Genomic DNA, 15,421 nt, shown 5'->3' on the forward strand with positions numbered 1-15,421 from the left:
GGGGTTGGCCTGCCAAATGTGCGGGGTCAGCCGGTGGCGCCCACCGCCCTGGCGGTACGCCGGTCGGTGGCCGCCCGCTGGCGCGGGGACCGGCCGCGTGCGCGACCCGGTGCCGGGCCGGTGCTCTCCCGGATCGTCAGCCTGGTGGGGAGTACGACGTCCTCGCCGGCCCCGGCGCCCTCGGCGCCCTCTCCGCCCTCCGCGCCCTGGGCGTCACCCGGGCGCGGCCGGTCGGACGCGAGCAGGCCCAGCAGGAGGTCGACCGCGGACCGGCCGGCGGACTCGATCGGCGCGGCCAGCGTCGTCAGGGACGGGTGGCAGAAGTCGGCGCCGAAGATGTCGTCGCAGCCGACCACGCTGATCTGCCCGGGTACGTCGATGCCCCTGTCGCGCAGCCGGCGGAGCACCCCGATGGCGAGCAGGTCGTTGAACGTCACCACGGCCGTCACGTCGTCCAGCACCGCGGAGTCCGCGGCGGCCATCCCGGCGTCGACCGTGGGGGCGAGCGGGCCGATCCGGACCACCTCGAGGTCGCGGTGACGGGCCACCGCCTGCAGCGTTCGCCACCGGCGGGCGTCGGACCAGGAGGCGCGCGGGCCGGCGAGGTAGGCGATCCGCCGGTGGCCGAGCGAGGCAAGGTGCTCGGCGGCCTGCCGGGTGCCGTGGGCGCTGTCGATCAGGACGCCCGGCAGCGGCCGGACCCGGCGGTTGACCACCACGACCCGGGTCTTCGCGTGGATCTCCCGCAGCCGCTCGTCCGAAGCCCGGGAGGAGGCCAGCACGAACCCGTCCACGGCGCCGGTGAGGCGCTCGACCACGGTCGTCTCCTGCTGGCTGGTCTCCTCGGTGTCGGCCAGCACCAGCGTGTAGCCGGCCGCCGTCGCGGCGCGTTCGGCGCCGCGGATCAGGTCGAGGAAGAACGGGTTGGTGATGTCGGGGACCAGCAGCCCGAGGGTGCGGGTGCGCCCCGACGGCAGCGCCCGGGCGATGGCGTTGGGCCGGTAGCCCATCTCCGCGGCGGTCGCGAGGATCCGGTCCCGGGTGGTCGGGCTGACCCGCTCGGGCCGGGTGAAGGCCCGCGACACCGTGGAGGCGTTCACCCCGCAGCGGGCGGCCACGTCGTGGATCGTCGGCGTCCGGTCACTCACCAGGTCGCTCCCTCCACCTCGCGACGGCTGCCGTTGTCGGACGGCCTAGTCTCACCCCTCTTGACAAAGTTTGGCAACCGGTTGCCATAGTTGCCACAACCGGTCGTGTGCCGTGCCGCAAAGCGTGGGCGCCCGCTCACCGGCTGTCCGTTCACCCGACCGGCAGGTACGACCCGCACCGCCCGACCAGACCGAGGAGCACGTGCCAACGATGTGGACCCTCTCCGGATTCGCCGACGAGATCGACCCCGACCCGCACGTGCAGTTCCGCACGCTGAACGAGCTCGGCATCCGGTATGTCGAGTTCCGCAGCGCCTGGGGCACCAACGTCCTCGACCTCGACGACGACCAGGTCGGTGAGCTGAAGCGGATCCTCGCGCAGTACGGCATCGGGCTGTCCGCGGTCGGTTCGCCGATCGGCAAGGTCGGCATCCACGACGACTTCGACGAGCACCTCGCGCGGTTCGACCGGGCGCTGTGGGTGGCGAAGGAGCTGCAGGCGCCGTACATCCGAATCTTCTCGTTCTGGATGCCCGACGGCGAGGACCCCGCCAAGCACCGCGACGAGGTGCTGCGGCGGATGTCGGCGCTGGCGGACCGGGTGGGCGACCAGGACGTCATCCTCGCCCACGAGAACGAACGCAAGATCTACGGCGACGTCCCGTCCCGCTGCCTGGACATCGTGGAGTCGGTCGGCTCGGACAAGCTGCGCCTGGTCTGGGACCCGGCCAACTTCGTCCTGTGCGACGTGGCGCCGTTCACCGACGGCTTCGCCGACCTGCGGCCCTACATCGACTACCTGCAGATCAAGGACGCGGTGGCGGCCGAGGGCCGGGTGGTCCCCGCCGGCGAGGGCGACGGGCAGATCCCGGAGACGGTCCGCGCGCTGAAGGCGGACGGATTCGACAGTTACTTCTCGATGGAGCCGCACCTCGCCTACATGGGTGAGTCCGGTGGGTTCTCCGGCCCCGAGCTGTTCGGCACGGCGACCCGGGCGTTCACCGGGATCCTCGACGCCGAGGGCATCGCGTACCACTAGATCGACCAGTCCCCAGCCAGACCAGCCAGACACCAGACCCAGCAGAGCGCGACACGAAGCTCGACAGAAGGGGCACAGATGCGATTCGCAGTGATCGGCGCCGGCGTGATCGGCCGCACCCACGCCCAGACCATCCAGTCGCTGCAGCCGAGGGCCGAGTTGGCCGTGGTGGCCGACGTCGTGCCCGAGCGTGCGCAGGAGCTGGCCAGCCAGCACGGTGTCGACGCGGCGAACTCCATCGAGGAGGTGCTGGGCCGTTCCGACGTGGACGTGGTGACGATCGCCACCCCGAGCGGCCTGCACGCCGACGGGGCGGTGGCGGCCCTGGACGCCGGCAAGCACGTCATCATCGAGAAGCCGCTGGACATCACCCTGGACGCCGCCAAGCGGGTCCTGGAGGCGGAGAAGCGGTCGGATCGGACCGCGATGGTGGTGAGCCAGCACAGGTACGACCCGGCCAGCCAGGTCGTGCACCAGGCCGTACGGCAGGGGAAGTTCGGCCGGATCACCTCCGGCAACGCGATCATGTCGTGGTGGCGCAGCCAGAGCTACTACGACTCCGGCGACTGGCGCGGCACCTGGGAGCTGGACGGCGGCGGCGCCCTGATGAACCAGGGCATCCACACCATCGACCTGATGACGTGGTTCCTCGGTGAGCCGGTCGAGGTGTACGCCTGGGCGGACTGCCTCGCGCACGAGCGGATCGAGGTCGAGGACACCGCGGTCGCCACCGTGCGGTTCGCCAGCGGCGCGCTCGGTGTCGTGCACGGCACGACGGCGGCCTACCCGGGCCTCACCACCAAGGTGCACGTGCACGGTGACCAGGGTTCGGCGGTCATCGACGCCACCAAGCTCACCTACTACCACTCCGCCGGTGACAGCGACGAGGACTACGCCTACGGCGCCGGCTCCTCGGCCAACCAGGCGGAGGCCGCGCTGGCCGCCGCCGGGTTCGCCCCCGCCGCGGAGAAGAAGGACGAGGAGCCCACGGTGGCGGGGCTGACGGCGACGTCGCACACCACCCAGTTCGTGGACTTCCTCGACGCGCTGGACGACAAGCGCCCGCCGCTGGTCACCGTCGCCGAGGGCACCAAGACGCTCGCCCTGATCCGCGGGATCTACGAGTCCGCGCGGACGAAGGGGCCGATCCGGATCGAGGAGCTGACCCGATGAGCGCAGCCGGTTCGTTCAAGTTCGCCGTCTTCACCGCGAGCCTGCCCGAGTGGACTCCGGAGGAGGCGGTCGGCAAGCTCGCCGAGCAGGGCTGGGACGGGGTCGAGTGGCGGATCGTCGACCAGCAGCCGCCGGCGGGCGCCTCGAGCTTCTGGGTCGGCAACAGGTGCACCTGGCCGCTGTCGACGTTCACCGAGGACGTACCCCGGATCAGGGAGATCACCGAGAAGGCCGGCCTAGGCATCCCGTCGCTCGGCGCGTACGCCCGCTGTGACGAGATCGAGGACGTCGAACGCCTGATGCGCGGCGCGGCGGAGCTCGGAGTCAGGCAGATGCGGGTGCCGGTCGGCAAGCCCGGGCCGGAGGGCTACAACGCGGCGTTCGCCCAACGGCGCAAGGAGTATCGCCGGGTCGCCGAACTCGCCGAGCAGTACGGCGTGAAGGCGCTGATCGAGCTGCACCACCAGTCGCTGACGTCCAGCGCCTCGTCGGCGGCACGCTTCGTGGAGGGCTTCGACCCACGCCACGTCGGCGTCATCCACGACATCGGCAACATGCTCCAGGAGGGGTACGAGTACGACCCGTGGAGCCTGGAGATCCTCGGCGAGCACCTGGCGCACGTACACGTGAAGAACGCCGCGCCGGTGGCCGTCCCGGTCGAGGGCGCGGACCGTACGGACTGGAAGTGGGGCTGGGCGCCGATGCGGCACGGTGTCGCCAACCTGCCCAAACTCTTCGCGGCACTGCGCGAGCACGGCTACTCCGGCTGGGTGTCGGTGGAGGACTTCTCCACCGAGGTCCCGCTGGAGGAGCGGGTACGCGACAATCTGGCGTACCTGAAGGAGATCGCCGGCTGACGCCGGTGTGCTCCGGGCAGAGGCCGACGCCGCTGCCCGGAGCCGCCGGGCAGCGGTGGGACCGAACGCAGGGCCTTAACGCAGGGGAGTTTTCACGTGAGCGCTGACCTCATCGGCGGACCGGGCGGCACAGACGCGCCGGGAGGGACGGACGCGCCGAGCAGCACCGTCCCGGCCGAGCAGGCCGCGGCGTTCGTCGCCGAGCGCCTTGCCGACGTTCCGCTGGAGGGGCGCAACCTGTGCGTGGTCGTGCCCGACTCCACCCGTAGTTGCCCGCTGCCGCTGCTGCTCGGCGCCGTACACCGGGCCGTGCACGGCCGGGTCGCCCACCTGACCGTGCTGGTCGCGCTGGGCACGCACCCGGCGATGCCGGAGGAGGCGCTGGCCGCCCACCTCGGCTACCGGCCCGGTGAGCTGGAGGCCACCTATCCGGGCACGACCGTCGTCAACCACGAGTGGTGGATCCCGGAGGCGCTGGTCTCCCTCGGTGACATCCCGGCGGCCGAGGTGGCGGAGGTGACCGAGGGCCGGTTCGAGGAGCCGGTGACAGTACGCATCAACCGGCACGTCGTCGACTCCGACGTGGTGCTCGTCCTCGGGCCGGTGTTCCCGCACGAGGTGGTCGGCTTCTCCGGCGGCAACAAGTACTTCTTCCCCGGCGTGGCCGGCCGGGAGATCATCGACCTGTCGCACTGGCTAGGCGCGCTGATCAGCAACGTCGAGATCATCGGTATGCCGGGCGTGACGCCGGTGCGCGCGCTGATCGACCGGGCCGCCGTCCGGATCCCGGCGGAGCGGCTGTGCCTCGCGGTGGTGGTCGCGTCCGGTACGAAGGACCTGCACGCGCTGGCGTTCGGCACGCCGGAGGAGGCGTGGGCGGCCGCGGCGGAGGTGTCCGCGCAGACGCACGTGCGCTACCTCGACCGGCCGGTGCGCCGGGTGCTGTCCCTGGTGTCGCCGCGCTACGACGAGCTGTGGACCGCGTCCAAGGGCATGTACAAGGTCGAGCCGGTGGTCGCCGACGGCGGACAGGTGGTGCTGTACGCGCCGCACGTGCACGAGGTCAGCCGTACCCACGGCACGCTGATCGAGAAGGTCGGCTACCACTGCCGCGACTACTTCACCGGCCAGTGGGACCGGTTCGCCGACGTGCCGCGCTCGGTGCTCGCGCACTCCACCCACGTCCGCGGGGCGGGACGGTACGACGCCGAGCACGGCGAGCGGTGCCGGATCACGGTGACGCTCGCCACCGGCCTGGACGAGCAGCGTTCCCGGGCGCTGAACCTCGACTATCTCGACCCGGCCGCGGTGGACGCGGAGGAGTGGGCCCGCGACCCGGAGACGCTGGTGGTCCCGAACGCGGGCGAGGTGTTGTTCCGGTTGCGATCGTGACGGGCCCGACTGGCTTGAGGGGACGGCGATGACTTCCACCGAGAGTGATGTCGGCAGCGGTACGGACCTTCCGGCCGGTCGGCTGGCGGTGCCGGAGGCGGAGCTGTCCGTGCCCGGCGGCCTGCCCGACCCGCTGGTATGCGCGGACGGCACGCCTGTGCGTACGCCGGCGGACTGGTGGGAGCGCCGCCGGCCCGAGCTGCTCGCGGCGTTCGAGGAGCACGTCTACGGCCGTACGCCGAACGGCGCGGTCGAGGCCGGCGCGCAGGTGCTCGCCGAGGGGCCCGCGCTGGACGGCCGGGCCACTCGGGTGGAGACCCGGCTGACGTTCCGCCGCCCCGCCGCCGATGTACCGGATTCCGAAGTCCCCGCCGCGGATGCCGCGGATGCCGTGGCGGTGACCGTGCTGACGTACCTCCCGGCGGCCGCGTCGGCGACCTCGCCCGCTCCGGTGTTCCTGGCGCTGAACTTCCGCGGCAACGACGTGGTGGAGAACGGCTCGGCCAAGGATTCCGACCCGGTGCAGCACCCGTGGCCGCTGGCGGAACTGGTCGACCGCGGCTACGGCGTGGCCACCGCGTGCTACCAGGACATCGACCCCGACGTGGACGACTTCGGCAACGGCGTACACCCGCTCTTCTACGCCTCCGGGCAGACTCCTGGGCAGACTCCTGGGCAGACCAGGCCCGGCGAGCACGAGTGGGGTGCGCTCGGCGCCTGGGCCTGGGGGCTGTCCCGCATCCTCGACCACCTGCGCGCCGACCGGCGCGTCGACGCCGGCCGGGTGATCGTCGCCGGTCACTCCCGGCTCGGCAAGGCCGCGATCTGGGCCGCCGCGTGCGACGAACGGTTCGCGATGGCGGTCTCGAACAACTCCGGCTGCGGCGGTGCGGCGCTGTCGCGGCGACGGGTCGGGGAGACCGTCGAGGCGATCACCAGCAGGTTCCCGCACTGGTTCTGCCCCGCGTTCGCCGGCTACGCCGGGCGGGAGGAGGCGCTGCCGGTCGACCAGCACCAGCTCCTCGCCCTGGTCGCCCCGCGTCCGGCGTACGTCGCCAGCGCGGAGGAGGACACCTGGGCCGACCCGGCAGGCGAGTTCCTCGGCGCGAAGTACGCCTCCCCGGTCTACGAACTCCTCGGCGTGGAAGGGCTCGCCGCCACCGAGCCGCCGTCGGCGGACCGCCCCGTCGTACCCAGCCGGCTCGGCTACCACATCCGTCCCGGCGGCCACGCGATGACCGACGGCGACTGGGCGCGGTTCGCCGACGCGGCGGACCGGCACCTCGGAGGGTTCCCGGAGGACACGGACCGGTCCGGACCCGCCGGCGGCTGACGCTAGGGTTGCCGGGTGGTGACGCTCGCGCAGGTGGTGGAGGTCCTCGACGGGTTGTACGACCCCCGCTGGGCCGCCGACTGGGACGCTGTGGGGCTGGTCTGCGGTGATCCCGACGCGGAGGTACGCCGGATCCTGTTCGCCGTCGACCCGGTGGCCGAGGTGGCCCGGGAGGCGCTGGACTGGCCGGCCGACCTGATCGTCACCCACCACCCCCTCTTCCTGCGCGGCGTGCACGGCGTGCCGGCGACGACGCCGAAGGGCCGGCTGGTGCACTCGCTGATCCGCGCCGGCACCGCGCTGCACGTCTGCCACACCAACGCCGACGCCGCCGACCCCGGGGTGTCCGACGCCCTGGCCGGCGCGCTGGGCCTCACCGACCTGCGACCGCTCGACCCGCGCCCGGACACCCCGTGGCTCGGCGTCGGCCGGGTCGGCGTCCTGCCCACGCCCGAGCCGCTGGCGGCGTTCGGCCGCCGGGTGGCCGGCGCGCTGCCGCCCACCGCGCACGGCGTACGCGTCGCCGGTGACCCGGAGCGGACCGTGGCCACGGTCGCGGTCTGCGGTGGTGCGGGCGACTCCTACCTCGACACGGTGCGGACCCTCGGCGTGGACGCCTACGTCACCGCCGACCTGCGCCACCACCCGGCCTCGGAGGCCGCCGAGCATCCCGGCGCGCCTGCTCTGCTGGACGTCGCCCACTGGGCCAGCGAGTGGCTCTGGCTGGACGACGCCGCCGACCGGCTCCGCGGAGTGCTCGCCGAGCGGGGCACTACGGTGGAGACCCGCGTCTCGACGCTTTGCACGGACCCGTGGGCGAGCCACGCCGACCAGGGAGGGACCCTCTGAACGCCGACCCGTTCATCCAGATGCGGCTGCTCGACGTCCAGGCGCTGGACCTGCGGCTCGACCAGCTTGCCCACCGCCGCCGGACGGTTCCCGAGGTCGCCGAGGGCGAACGCCTGCGGGCCGAGCGTGCCAAGCTCACCTCCGAGCTGGCGACCGCCCAGGCGCAGGTGAGCGACCTCACCCGCGAGCAGCGCAAGGCCGAGTCCGACGTGGAGCAGGTCCGCAACCGGCGGGCACGCGACGAGCAGCGGCTGCAGTCCGGCCAGGTCGGCTCGGCCCGCGACCTGGAGAGCCTCCAGCACGAGATCGAGTCGCTGCAGCGGCGCCAGTCCGACCTCGAGGACGTCGAGCTCGACGTGATGGAACGCCTCGAGGCCGCCACCGCCCACGAGCAGCAGCTGACCGCCCGGGAGACCGAGCTGGGGACGAAGCTGGCCGAGGTCGACGAGGCCCGCGACCGCGCGTACGCCTCGATCGACGCCGAGGCCGAGCAGGTGCGCCGCGAGCGCACCGACACCGCGGCCGGGGTGTCCGACGATCTGCTGAAGCTGTACGAGAAGCGCCGTACGCAGCACGGCGGTGTCGGCGCCGCGGCGTTGCGGCAGCGCCGGTGCGAGGGCTGCCGGATGGAGCTGGACGCGCGCTACCTCGGCCAGATCGCGGCGAAGCCCGACGACGCCGTACTGAGTTGCGAGGAGTGCGGCCGGATCCTGATCCGCACGCTGGAGTCCGGTGTCTGACCGGCTGTTCGAGCACTCGTCCGGCGGAGTTTCCGGAGTTTCCGGAGTTTCCGGTGGTTCGGCGGGTTCAGGCAGGCGGCTGGTCGTCGAGGCGGACGGCGGCTCGCGCGGCAACCCCGGCCGGGCGGCGTACGGCGCGGTGGTCCGCGACGCGGAGTCCGGCGACGTGGTCGCCCGGGCGGCTGAGCGGATCGGCACCGCGACCAACAACGTCGCGGAGTACAACGGCCTGATCGCCGGGCTGAAGCTGGTCCGCGAACTCGACCCGGACGCGGCCGTGGAGATCCGGATGGACAGCAAGCTGGTCATCGAGCAGATGGCCGGCCGCTGGAAGGTCAAGCACGCCGACATGCGCCGGCTCGCCGAGCAGGCCCGCGCGCTGGTGCCGGCGAACCCCACCTGGACGTGGGTGCCGCGCGAACGCAACAAGACCGCCGACGCCCTGCTGAATGCCGTACTCGACGGTGGACCGCCGGTCTGGGAGGTCGGCGCCTCGTCAGCGGGAGCGGCCGACCCGACGGCCGACAGCTCCGCGCCGGCAGACGACTCCGCGGCAGTACCGGAATCCGTGGCAGAACTGGACGTCGCGGCAATACCTGAATCCGTGGCAGAGCAGGGATCCGTGGCAGCGGAGGATTCCGCGCCGGCCCGCGGCTGGGGCGGCGATGCCGGCAGCGCCACCACGCTGTTGCTGTTGCGGCACGGCGAGACCGAACACTCCCAGGCCAAGCGCTTCAGCGGGTCCGGCGGAGCCGACGTTCCTCTCACCGAACGCGGCCGCGCCCAGGCCGTCGCGGCCGCACGGTCGTTGGCCGACCGGCTCGGTGTCGCCGCTGTGGTGAGCTCGCCGTTGCGGCGGACGCGCGAGACCGCCGACGTGGTCGCGAACGCACTCGGCCTGCCCGTCGAGGTGGAGCCCGGCCTGGCCGAGACCGCGTTCGGCGAGTGGGACGGTCACACCTTCGCCGAGGTCGGGCAGCGCTGGCCGGCCGAACTCTCAGCCTGGCTGGCGGACACCTCCGTGGCGCCGCCGGGTGGCGAGTCGTTCGAGCAGGTGCTCACCCGGGTGCGCGCGGCCCGGGACCGGCTGATCCGTACGTACGGCGACAAGACCGTCGTGGTGGTCACCCACGTGACGCCGATCAAGCTGCTCGCCTGCCTGGCACTCGACGTGCCGATCCGCGCGGCGTACCGGATGGAACTCCCGCCGGCCGCGCTCACGGAGGTGCGGTGGTTCGCCGACGGCGCCGCGTCGCTGCGGTCGTTCGGCGTGCCGGTGAGCGAGCCCGGAATGGGCGAACCGCTCCACGACTAGCTGTATCCACACGCTCGGCGGACGCGATCACGGGCGAACCACCGCGCCGCCGGTCCGCGCCGCGAAGACTCCCGGCCGGCTCACGTGCTCGTGGACGGGCTCGGTGCCGGGCCGCGGGAGAACGAAGCCGTGGGCTTCAGCGTGCTCCAGCAGTTTCCGTTCCACCGCGTCGAGCTGCGCTCGTATGTAGTTCAGCTGCTCGAGCACCTCCCTCCTCTCGTCGGGTGTCAGTGACTCGACAGGTGTGCGGGAGAGCAGGTCGAGTGCGGCGTCGATCTCGGCGAACAGCGCGGTCAGCTTCCGCCCGAACTCGCTCTTCGCCTGACAAACCTCGTTGATCGAAGACATGTTCGAACCCTAGTGGCCACCACCGACAGGACTTCGTTTCTCCACTGGCCGACTGGTCGAGAGCGAGACGGAGCAGCAAAGTTCCCGGCGTGCCCCTCGGCGGGCCGCGGGTACCGCCCGGCGAAAGCCTGCGGGTGAGCGGCGATTCTTCCGCGGAAGAATCGCCGCGGCTCGGCTCGGCTCGGCTCGGACCCGCGCGACCAGGTCGGCCTGTCGGGCGTTCGATCCTCGGTGCTCACATCTCAGGGTTCACCCTCGGGGCCATGCGGGTGCCCGCGTCCGTGTTCGTGGCCAGGTCCGGGGCCGGGGCCGGGGCCGTGACCAGGGCCGTGTTCGTGGCCATGCCCGGGCGGGGGCGGAAGCGTGTCCAACTCGGGGGCGGCGCCCGGCCACACGAGCAGCACCGCGCAGGGCGCGTGGTCGACGACGAACCTCGTCGCGTGCCCGAGGCTGGCCGGCCCGAGCCGGTCGGTGTCGCCGGTACGCGCACAGACGAGGAGCCGAGCCTGTCCGGCCAGGTCGACGATCTCGCGCTCGACCCGGCCCTGGCGTTCGACCGTACGCACCGGACCGTCGCGCGGGCCGATCCGCTCCGCCGCGGCGGCGAGGAGTTCGCGGGCGTTCTCCCCGGCGAGGGCGTCGATCCGGGTGGCCGGGTCGCGATCGTGGTGGTGCCGGCCGAGTAGTGCACCGAACGCACCCTCGGCCGCGCCGTGGAGCTCGGCCGGGGTGACGTGGGCGAGCACGACGGGCTCACCCGGGCCGGCGTACTCACCGGCAGCGGCCACGCAGGCAGGCCAGGTGTCTTCGGTCACCCAGACGAGTACGGTCATTCGCGGTCACCTTCCGGACCACCGGAGAAGCCGGGCCACGCGGGGAGCTCAGATCCCGGCGACGACGAGTGAGCACCAGAGTGCCACGACCGCGAGCACCAGTGTGAGCGGAACCGTCGCCACCCCGAGGGTCAGGAAGTCCCGCAGCGCCGGCTCGATGCCCCGCAGCCGCAGCGTCCGCCGCCACAACAGGGTCGCCAGCGAACCCACGTAGGTGAGGTTGGGTCCGACGTTCACCCCGATCAGGGCGGCGAGCACCGGACCCGGCCCCGACCCGGCCAGCAGCGGCAGCAGCAACAGGATGGCGGGCAGGTTGTTCACCAGGTTGGCGAGCAGGGCCGCCACCGCCGCCACCCCCAGCAGGGCCGGCAGGGACGTACCGCTCGGCAGCACCGCGCCCACCGCGTCGCCGAGTCCGCCCGCCGCCACCGCGCTGACCACGACGCCGAGCCCGAGGACGAACACCGCGAAGTCCAGGCCCGCGGCCCGCACCACCCGGCGCGGCGACACCAGCCGCTTCCGCATCCCCCGTACGGCGAGAACGACCGCACCGGCGACCGCGAACCACACCGGCTCCAGCCCGAGCGGCTGCGCCACCGCGAAGCCGAGGAGTACGACGGCCACCACGACCAGCGGCACGCGGGGGAGCGACACCCGGTCGGCATCGGCGGCATCGGCGGCACGGTCCGGTCGCACCTCGGGATCGGACGCCGTCTCCGCAGTCGCACCGGTCCGCGTCGCCGCCCCCTGCCTGCGCAGGTCGGCGGCGAAGAACCGCCGGAACACGACGTACTCCACCGCGATCGCCACCACCCACGGCCCGGCCATCAGCCCGGCGAAGGCGAGGAAGGACAGCCCGGACGCCGCCAGCGCCAGCAGGTTGGTGAGGTTGGAGACCGGCAGCAGCAACGACGCACTGTTTGCCAGGTGCGTGCAGGCGTAGACGTGCGGGCGGGCCGAGACCCTCGTCCGAAGCGCTGCCGCGACCACCACCGGAGTGAGGAGTACGACCGTGGCGTCCAGGCTGAGTACGGCGGTGGTGAGCGAGGCGACCACGAACACCTGAGTGAGCAGCCGCTTCGGCGAGCCCCGCGAGGTCCTGGTGAGGATCCCGCCCAGCGCGGTGAACAGGCCCTCGGCGTCGCACGCGTCGGCGATCACCAGGATCGCCACCAGGAACACGACCACCGGGGCCAGGTCGAGGATCTGGTGCCAGGCCGCGGCCGCCGACAACCCGCCGGTGAGGACCACCAGGACGGCCGCCGGGACCGCCGCGACCACCTCGGGGTAGTCCCGCGGCCGGGCCACGGCGAACGCCAGGACGCCGGCCAGCGCCAGGACCGCGACCACCTCGGGCCAGTTCACGACCACGCCCCGATGGCCGCCGACATCCTCACGGCCGAAGCGTAGAAGACCCCGCCCCGGCCCACCTCGCCGCCAGTCCCGACGGCGGTCCCGACGCCGGTCCTGACAGCGGTCCTCGGCGCTGGTCTCCGCCGGCAGCTCTGACCGGGCTGTTGCGGCCGGGGGCCGGATCGCCGAAGCTTTGCGCGTGCCCCTTCGCCGGCTTCGCCTCGCCGCGGCGGACGGAGCCGACGTACGAGCCGGTTTTGTGCGGATCCGTACCGAACTCGACCTCCCCGACGGCTTTCCCGAGGCCGTCGGCGCCGACGCCCGGGAGGCCGCGGCGACCACCTTCCCGGCCGGAGCCGGACGCGCCGACCGCACCGACCTGCCGTTCGTGACCATCGACCCGGCCGACTCCCGCGACCTCGACCAGGCCGTCCATCTGGAACGCCGGCAGGCAGGCGGCTACCGCGTCCACTACGCGATCGCCGACGTGGCGGCGTTCGTCGTACCCGACGGCGCCGTGGACCGGGAGGCCCACCGGCGCGGCGTCACGCTCTACGCACCGGACCGGCGGATCCCGTTGCATCCAGAGGTGCTCTGCGAGGACGCCGCGAGCCTGTTGCCGGGCGTGGACCGCCCGGCGCTGCTGTGGACGATGGACCTCGACGCCGATGGGGAGGGCGTCGGCGTCGACGTACGCCGGGCGATGATCCGCAGCCGCGCCAAGCTCTCCTACGTCGGGGTGCAACGTGCGCTTGACGACGGTCGGGCCGACGAGCAGGCGCGGCTGCTGCGCGAGGTCGGCCGGCTGCGCGAGGAACGCGAACACGACCGCGGCGGCGTCGACCTGCCCAGCCCCGACCGCGAGGTGGCCCAGGACGGGTCGGGCTGGACGCTCGTCCTGCGCGCGCCGCTGCCGGTGGAGCGCTGGAACGCCCAGATGTCGCTGATGTGCGGCATGGCCGCCGCCCACCTGATGCTGTCCGGCGGGATCGGCGTCCTGCGGACGCTGCCGCCGGCCGACCCGCGTGACCTGGCCCGGCTGCGGCGCTCGGCGCGGGCGCTCGCCGTGCCCTGGCCGGAGGAGACGTCGTACGCCGACTTCATCCGTACGCTCGACCCCTACCAGCCCTCCCACGCCGCGCTGCTGGCGTCGTCCACGGTGACCCTGCGCGGCGCCGGCTACACGGCGTTCGAGGGCGGGGCTCCCGAGCAGCCGCTGCACGCCGCGCTGGCCTCGCCGTACGCCCACGTCACCGCCCCGCTGCGCCGGCTGGTCGACAGGTACGCCGCGGAGGTGTGCGTCTCCCTGTGCGCGGAGCGGGAGGTGCCCGCGTGGGTCCGGGCCGGACTGCCCGTGGTGCCGAAGCAGATGGAGGCGGCCGACCGGAGGGCCCACCAGTACGAACGCGCGCTCGTGGACCTGGTGGAGGCGGCCCTGCTGCAGAACCACGTCGGCGCCGCGTTCACCGGCGTGATCACCGAGGTGGACGAGCGTGCGGCCAAGGGCACGGTCCAACTGCGCGACCCGGCGGTGGAGGCGAGGGTGACGGGGGAGCGGCTCCCGCTGGGCGAGGTGGTCCGGCTGCGGCTGGCCGAGGCCGACGTCACCCGCCGAAGGGTGCACTTCGAACTGGCGTGACCCCGCCTGCCCTGACACCGACCGGCCGGACGCCGCTAGGCTTGGCGGCGGACGAGCCGGCCGGGCGGCCGCGTCGAGCGTCTCGCGACGTTCGTCGAGGAAAGTCCGGACTCCACAGAGCAGGGTGGTGGGTAACACCCACCCGGGGCGACCCGCGGGACAGTGCCACAGAAAACAGACCGCCAGCGGCCCCGGCTCCACGAGCCGGGGTGCGGGTAAGGGTGAAACGGTGGTGTAAGAGACCACCAGCACCTGGGGTGACTCAGGTGGCTCGGTAAACCCCACCCGGAGCAAGGCCAAGAAGGGACGGCACCTTCGGGTGCAGATCCCGCGCAGGCGTTCGAGGGCTGCTCGCCCGAGGTCTGCGGGTAGGCCGCTGGAGGTCGCCGGCAACGGCGACCCGAGATGGATGGCCGCCGATCACAGAATCCGGCTTACAGGCCGGCTCGTCCACCCCCTTTCGCTCGTCGGCGCCCCGGGCGCCCGGGGCCCGGGGCGCGTCCGGACTGTCAACGCCGGGTTGCGCCCGGTCCCGTCAACCTCGGCTTGCGCCGACTCTCCGCCGCCCCGGATCGCAGGTATGGCGGGCGTATCGAGAATCGCGTACGCCTTCGCAACAGCCTTCCGGCTTCGCTGGAGGCATGGACCACCGCACATCACGGCCGGCTCCGGCCCCTCCCGCGCGCCGGGTCGCGCTGGTCACTCTGGCGCTTCTCGGTGTGGTGATCGCCGCGCTCCTCATGCGGCGGTCGCTCCTGGCGTCCGCTCCGTCGAGCGAGACGGGCGCGCCGACCGCGACGAACACGTCGACGGCGCCCACCCCGCCAGGCCCGTCAGGCTTGTCAGATCCGGCAGGTCGGTCGGATCCGGAAGGTCGGTCCGGTCCGACGGCAGAGGTTCGAAGGCCGCCGACCGGCAGGCAGTCGCGGGCCGCGCTGGGGGAGGACGACGGCGTCGTGCCCGACGGAACGAAGGTCTCGGTGTTCGACGAGGGAGTACCGGCGGTGGGCAGGCTCGCCCCGGATCTCCTCGATGCCCTGCACCGGGCGGCGACGGCTGCCGAGGCCGACGGCGTCGCCTTCCGGGTCGACAGTGGCTGGCGCTCGCCCGGGTACCAGCAGCGGTTGTTGCAGGACGCCATCGCCGAGTACGGCTCACGGGAGAAGGCCGCGCGGTGGGTGGCCACCCCGGAGACGTCCGCCCACGTGTCGGGTGATGCGATCGACATCGGTCCGTACGGCGCCACTGCCTGGTTGTCCGCGCACGGCGCGGCGTACGGCCTGTGCCAGATCTACCGCAACGAGTCCTGGCACTACGAACTGCGTCCCGATGCCGTTCGCGAGGGGTGCCCGCGGATGTACGCCGACCCCACCGAGGACCCGCGGATGCGTCGGTGAACCGG

The 15,421-nt window shown here is 72.9% G+C and carries 14 protein-coding genes and 1 other RNA gene; 11 read left to right on the forward strand and 4 right to left on the reverse strand.

Annotated elements, in window-relative coordinates:
• Positions 1-26 precede the first annotated feature (26 nt).
• The gene (locus FHR37_RS09970) at positions 27-1,148 is read right to left on the reverse strand and encodes a LacI family DNA-binding transcriptional regulator (protein WP_237768822.1); all 1,122 of its coding nucleotides are present in this window, start codon (positions 1,146-1,148) and stop codon (positions 27-29) included.
• Between the two features lie 211 nt (positions 1,149-1,359).
• On the opposite strand from FHR37_RS09970, the gene FHR37_RS09975 reads away from it, so the two are divergent.
• The 8 genes from FHR37_RS09975 to FHR37_RS10010 all read left to right on the forward strand — a co-directional run bounded on the left by FHR37_RS09975 (position 1,360) and on the right by FHR37_RS10010 (position 9,846).
• The gene (locus FHR37_RS09975) at positions 1,360-2,187 is read left to right on the forward strand and encodes a sugar phosphate isomerase/epimerase family protein (protein WP_092883740.1); all 828 of its coding nucleotides are present in this window, start codon (positions 1,360-1,362) and stop codon (positions 2,185-2,187) included.
• A 78-nt stretch (positions 2,188-2,265) separates the two neighbouring features.
• Positions 2,266-3,360: a Gfo/Idh/MocA family protein gene (locus tag FHR37_RS09980; RefSeq protein WP_092883741.1), complete on the forward strand. Its 1,095-nt coding sequence runs from the start codon at positions 2,266-2,268 to the stop codon at positions 3,358-3,360.
• Complete coding sequence (locus FHR37_RS09985; RefSeq protein ID WP_092883742.1) at positions 3,357-4,217, forward strand: sugar phosphate isomerase/epimerase family protein; 861 nt, start codon at positions 3,357-3,359, stop codon at positions 4,215-4,217. Before FHR37_RS09980 ends, FHR37_RS09985 begins: the two co-directional genes overlap by 4 nt.
• 96 nt (positions 4,218-4,313) lie before the next feature.
• Positions 4,314-5,609: a lactate racemase domain-containing protein gene (locus tag FHR37_RS09990; RefSeq protein ID WP_237768823.1), complete on the forward strand. Its 1,296-nt coding sequence runs from the start codon at positions 4,314-4,316 to the stop codon at positions 5,607-5,609.
• Positions 5,610-5,637: 28 nt separating this feature from the next.
• A complete protein-coding gene (locus FHR37_RS09995) occupies positions 5,638-6,942 on the forward strand; it encodes a glucuronyl esterase domain-containing protein (RefSeq protein WP_092883743.1) in 1,305 nt (434 codons plus the stop codon).
• A gap of 15 nt (positions 6,943-6,957) precedes the next feature.
• Entirely contained in the window at positions 6,958-7,791 is an 834-nt protein-coding gene (locus FHR37_RS10000) for a Nif3-like dinuclear metal center hexameric protein (RefSeq protein ID WP_092883744.1), read from the forward strand.
• Positions 7,792-7,811: 20 nt separating this feature from the next.
• Positions 7,812-8,531 (forward strand): zinc ribbon domain-containing protein, encoded by a 720-nt coding sequence (locus FHR37_RS10005; RefSeq protein ID WP_237768824.1) that lies wholly within the window; start codon positions 7,812-7,814, stop codon positions 8,529-8,531.
• Positions 8,524-9,846: a bifunctional RNase H/acid phosphatase gene (locus FHR37_RS10010; RefSeq protein WP_237768825.1), complete on the forward strand. Its 1,323-nt coding sequence runs from the start codon at positions 8,524-8,526 to the stop codon at positions 9,844-9,846. Before FHR37_RS10005 ends, FHR37_RS10010 begins: the two co-directional genes overlap by 8 nt.
• Positions 9,847-9,873: 27 nt before the next feature.
• Here FHR37_RS10010 and FHR37_RS10015 read toward each other — a convergent pair whose 3' ends face one another.
• The 3 genes from FHR37_RS10015 to FHR37_RS10025 all read right to left on the reverse strand — a co-directional run bounded on the left by FHR37_RS10015 (position 9,874) and on the right by FHR37_RS10025 (position 12,392).
• The gene (locus tag FHR37_RS10015) at positions 9,874-10,194 is read right to left on the reverse strand and encodes a hypothetical protein (protein WP_092883745.1); all 321 of its coding nucleotides are present in this window, start codon (positions 10,192-10,194) and stop codon (positions 9,874-9,876) included.
• Between the two features lie 242 nt (positions 10,195-10,436).
• Positions 10,437-11,027 carry a universal stress protein gene (locus FHR37_RS10020; RefSeq protein WP_092883746.1) on the reverse strand — a complete coding sequence of 197 codons (591 nt, stop codon included), beginning with the start codon at positions 11,025-11,027 and terminating at the stop codon, positions 10,437-10,439.
• 48 nt (positions 11,028-11,075) lie between these two features.
• On the reverse strand, positions 11,076-12,392 hold the full coding sequence (locus FHR37_RS10025) for an SLC13 family permease (RefSeq protein ID WP_092883818.1): 1,317 nt from the start codon (positions 12,390-12,392) through the stop codon (positions 11,076-11,078).
• 187 nt (positions 12,393-12,579) lie between these two features.
• On the opposite strand from FHR37_RS10025, the gene FHR37_RS10030 reads away from it, so the two are divergent.
• The 3 genes from FHR37_RS10030 to FHR37_RS10040 all read left to right on the forward strand — a co-directional run bounded on the left by FHR37_RS10030 (position 12,580) and on the right by FHR37_RS10040 (position 15,416).
• A complete protein-coding gene (locus tag FHR37_RS10030; protein ID WP_092883747.1) occupies positions 12,580-14,019 on the forward strand; it encodes an RNB domain-containing ribonuclease in 1,440 nt (479 codons plus the stop codon).
• A 52-nt stretch (positions 14,020-14,071) separates the two neighbouring features.
• An RNA gene (gene rnpB, locus FHR37_RS10035) (RNase P RNA component class A) lies at positions 14,072-14,472 on the forward strand.
• A gap of 503 nt (positions 14,473-14,975) precedes the next feature.
• Positions 14,976-15,416 (forward strand): M15 family metallopeptidase, encoded by a 441-nt coding sequence (locus FHR37_RS10040; RefSeq protein WP_237768826.1) that lies wholly within the window; start codon positions 14,976-14,978, stop codon positions 15,414-15,416.
• Positions 15,417-15,421 lie beyond the last annotated feature (5 nt).

The organism is Actinopolymorpha cephalotaxi (assembly GCF_013408535.1).
Taxonomy (GTDB): Bacteria; Actinomycetota; Actinomycetes; order Propionibacteriales; family Actinopolymorphaceae; genus Actinopolymorpha; species Actinopolymorpha cephalotaxi.

What these genes read in the sequence shown, in the direction of transcription:
- FHR37_RS09985 (WP_092883742.1), top strand. Translation starts at nt 3,357, where the DNA reads ATGAGCGCAGCCGGTTCGTTCAAGTTCGCCGTCTTCACCGCGAGCCTG.
- FHR37_RS09995 (WP_092883743.1), top strand. Translation starts at nt 5,638, where the DNA reads ATGACTTCCACCGAGAGTGATGTCGGCAGCGGTACGGACCTTCCGGCC.
- FHR37_RS09975 (WP_092883740.1), top strand. Translation starts at nt 1,360, where the DNA reads ATGTGGACCCTCTCCGGATTCGCCGACGAGATCGACCCCGACCCGCAC.
- FHR37_RS10005 (WP_237768824.1), top strand. Translation starts at nt 7,812, where the DNA reads ATGCGGCTGCTCGACGTCCAGGCGCTGGACCTGCGGCTCGACCAGCTT.
- FHR37_RS10015 (WP_092883745.1), bottom strand. Translation starts at nt 10,194, where the DNA reads ATGTCTTCGATCAACGAGGTTTGTCAGGCGAAGAGCGAGTTCGGGCGG.
- FHR37_RS09980 (WP_092883741.1), top strand. Translation starts at nt 2,266, where the DNA reads ATGCGATTCGCAGTGATCGGCGCCGGCGTGATCGGCCGCACCCACGCC.
- FHR37_RS10020 (WP_092883746.1), bottom strand. Translation starts at nt 11,027, where the DNA reads ATGACCGTACTCGTCTGGGTGACCGAAGACACCTGGCCTGCCTGCGTG.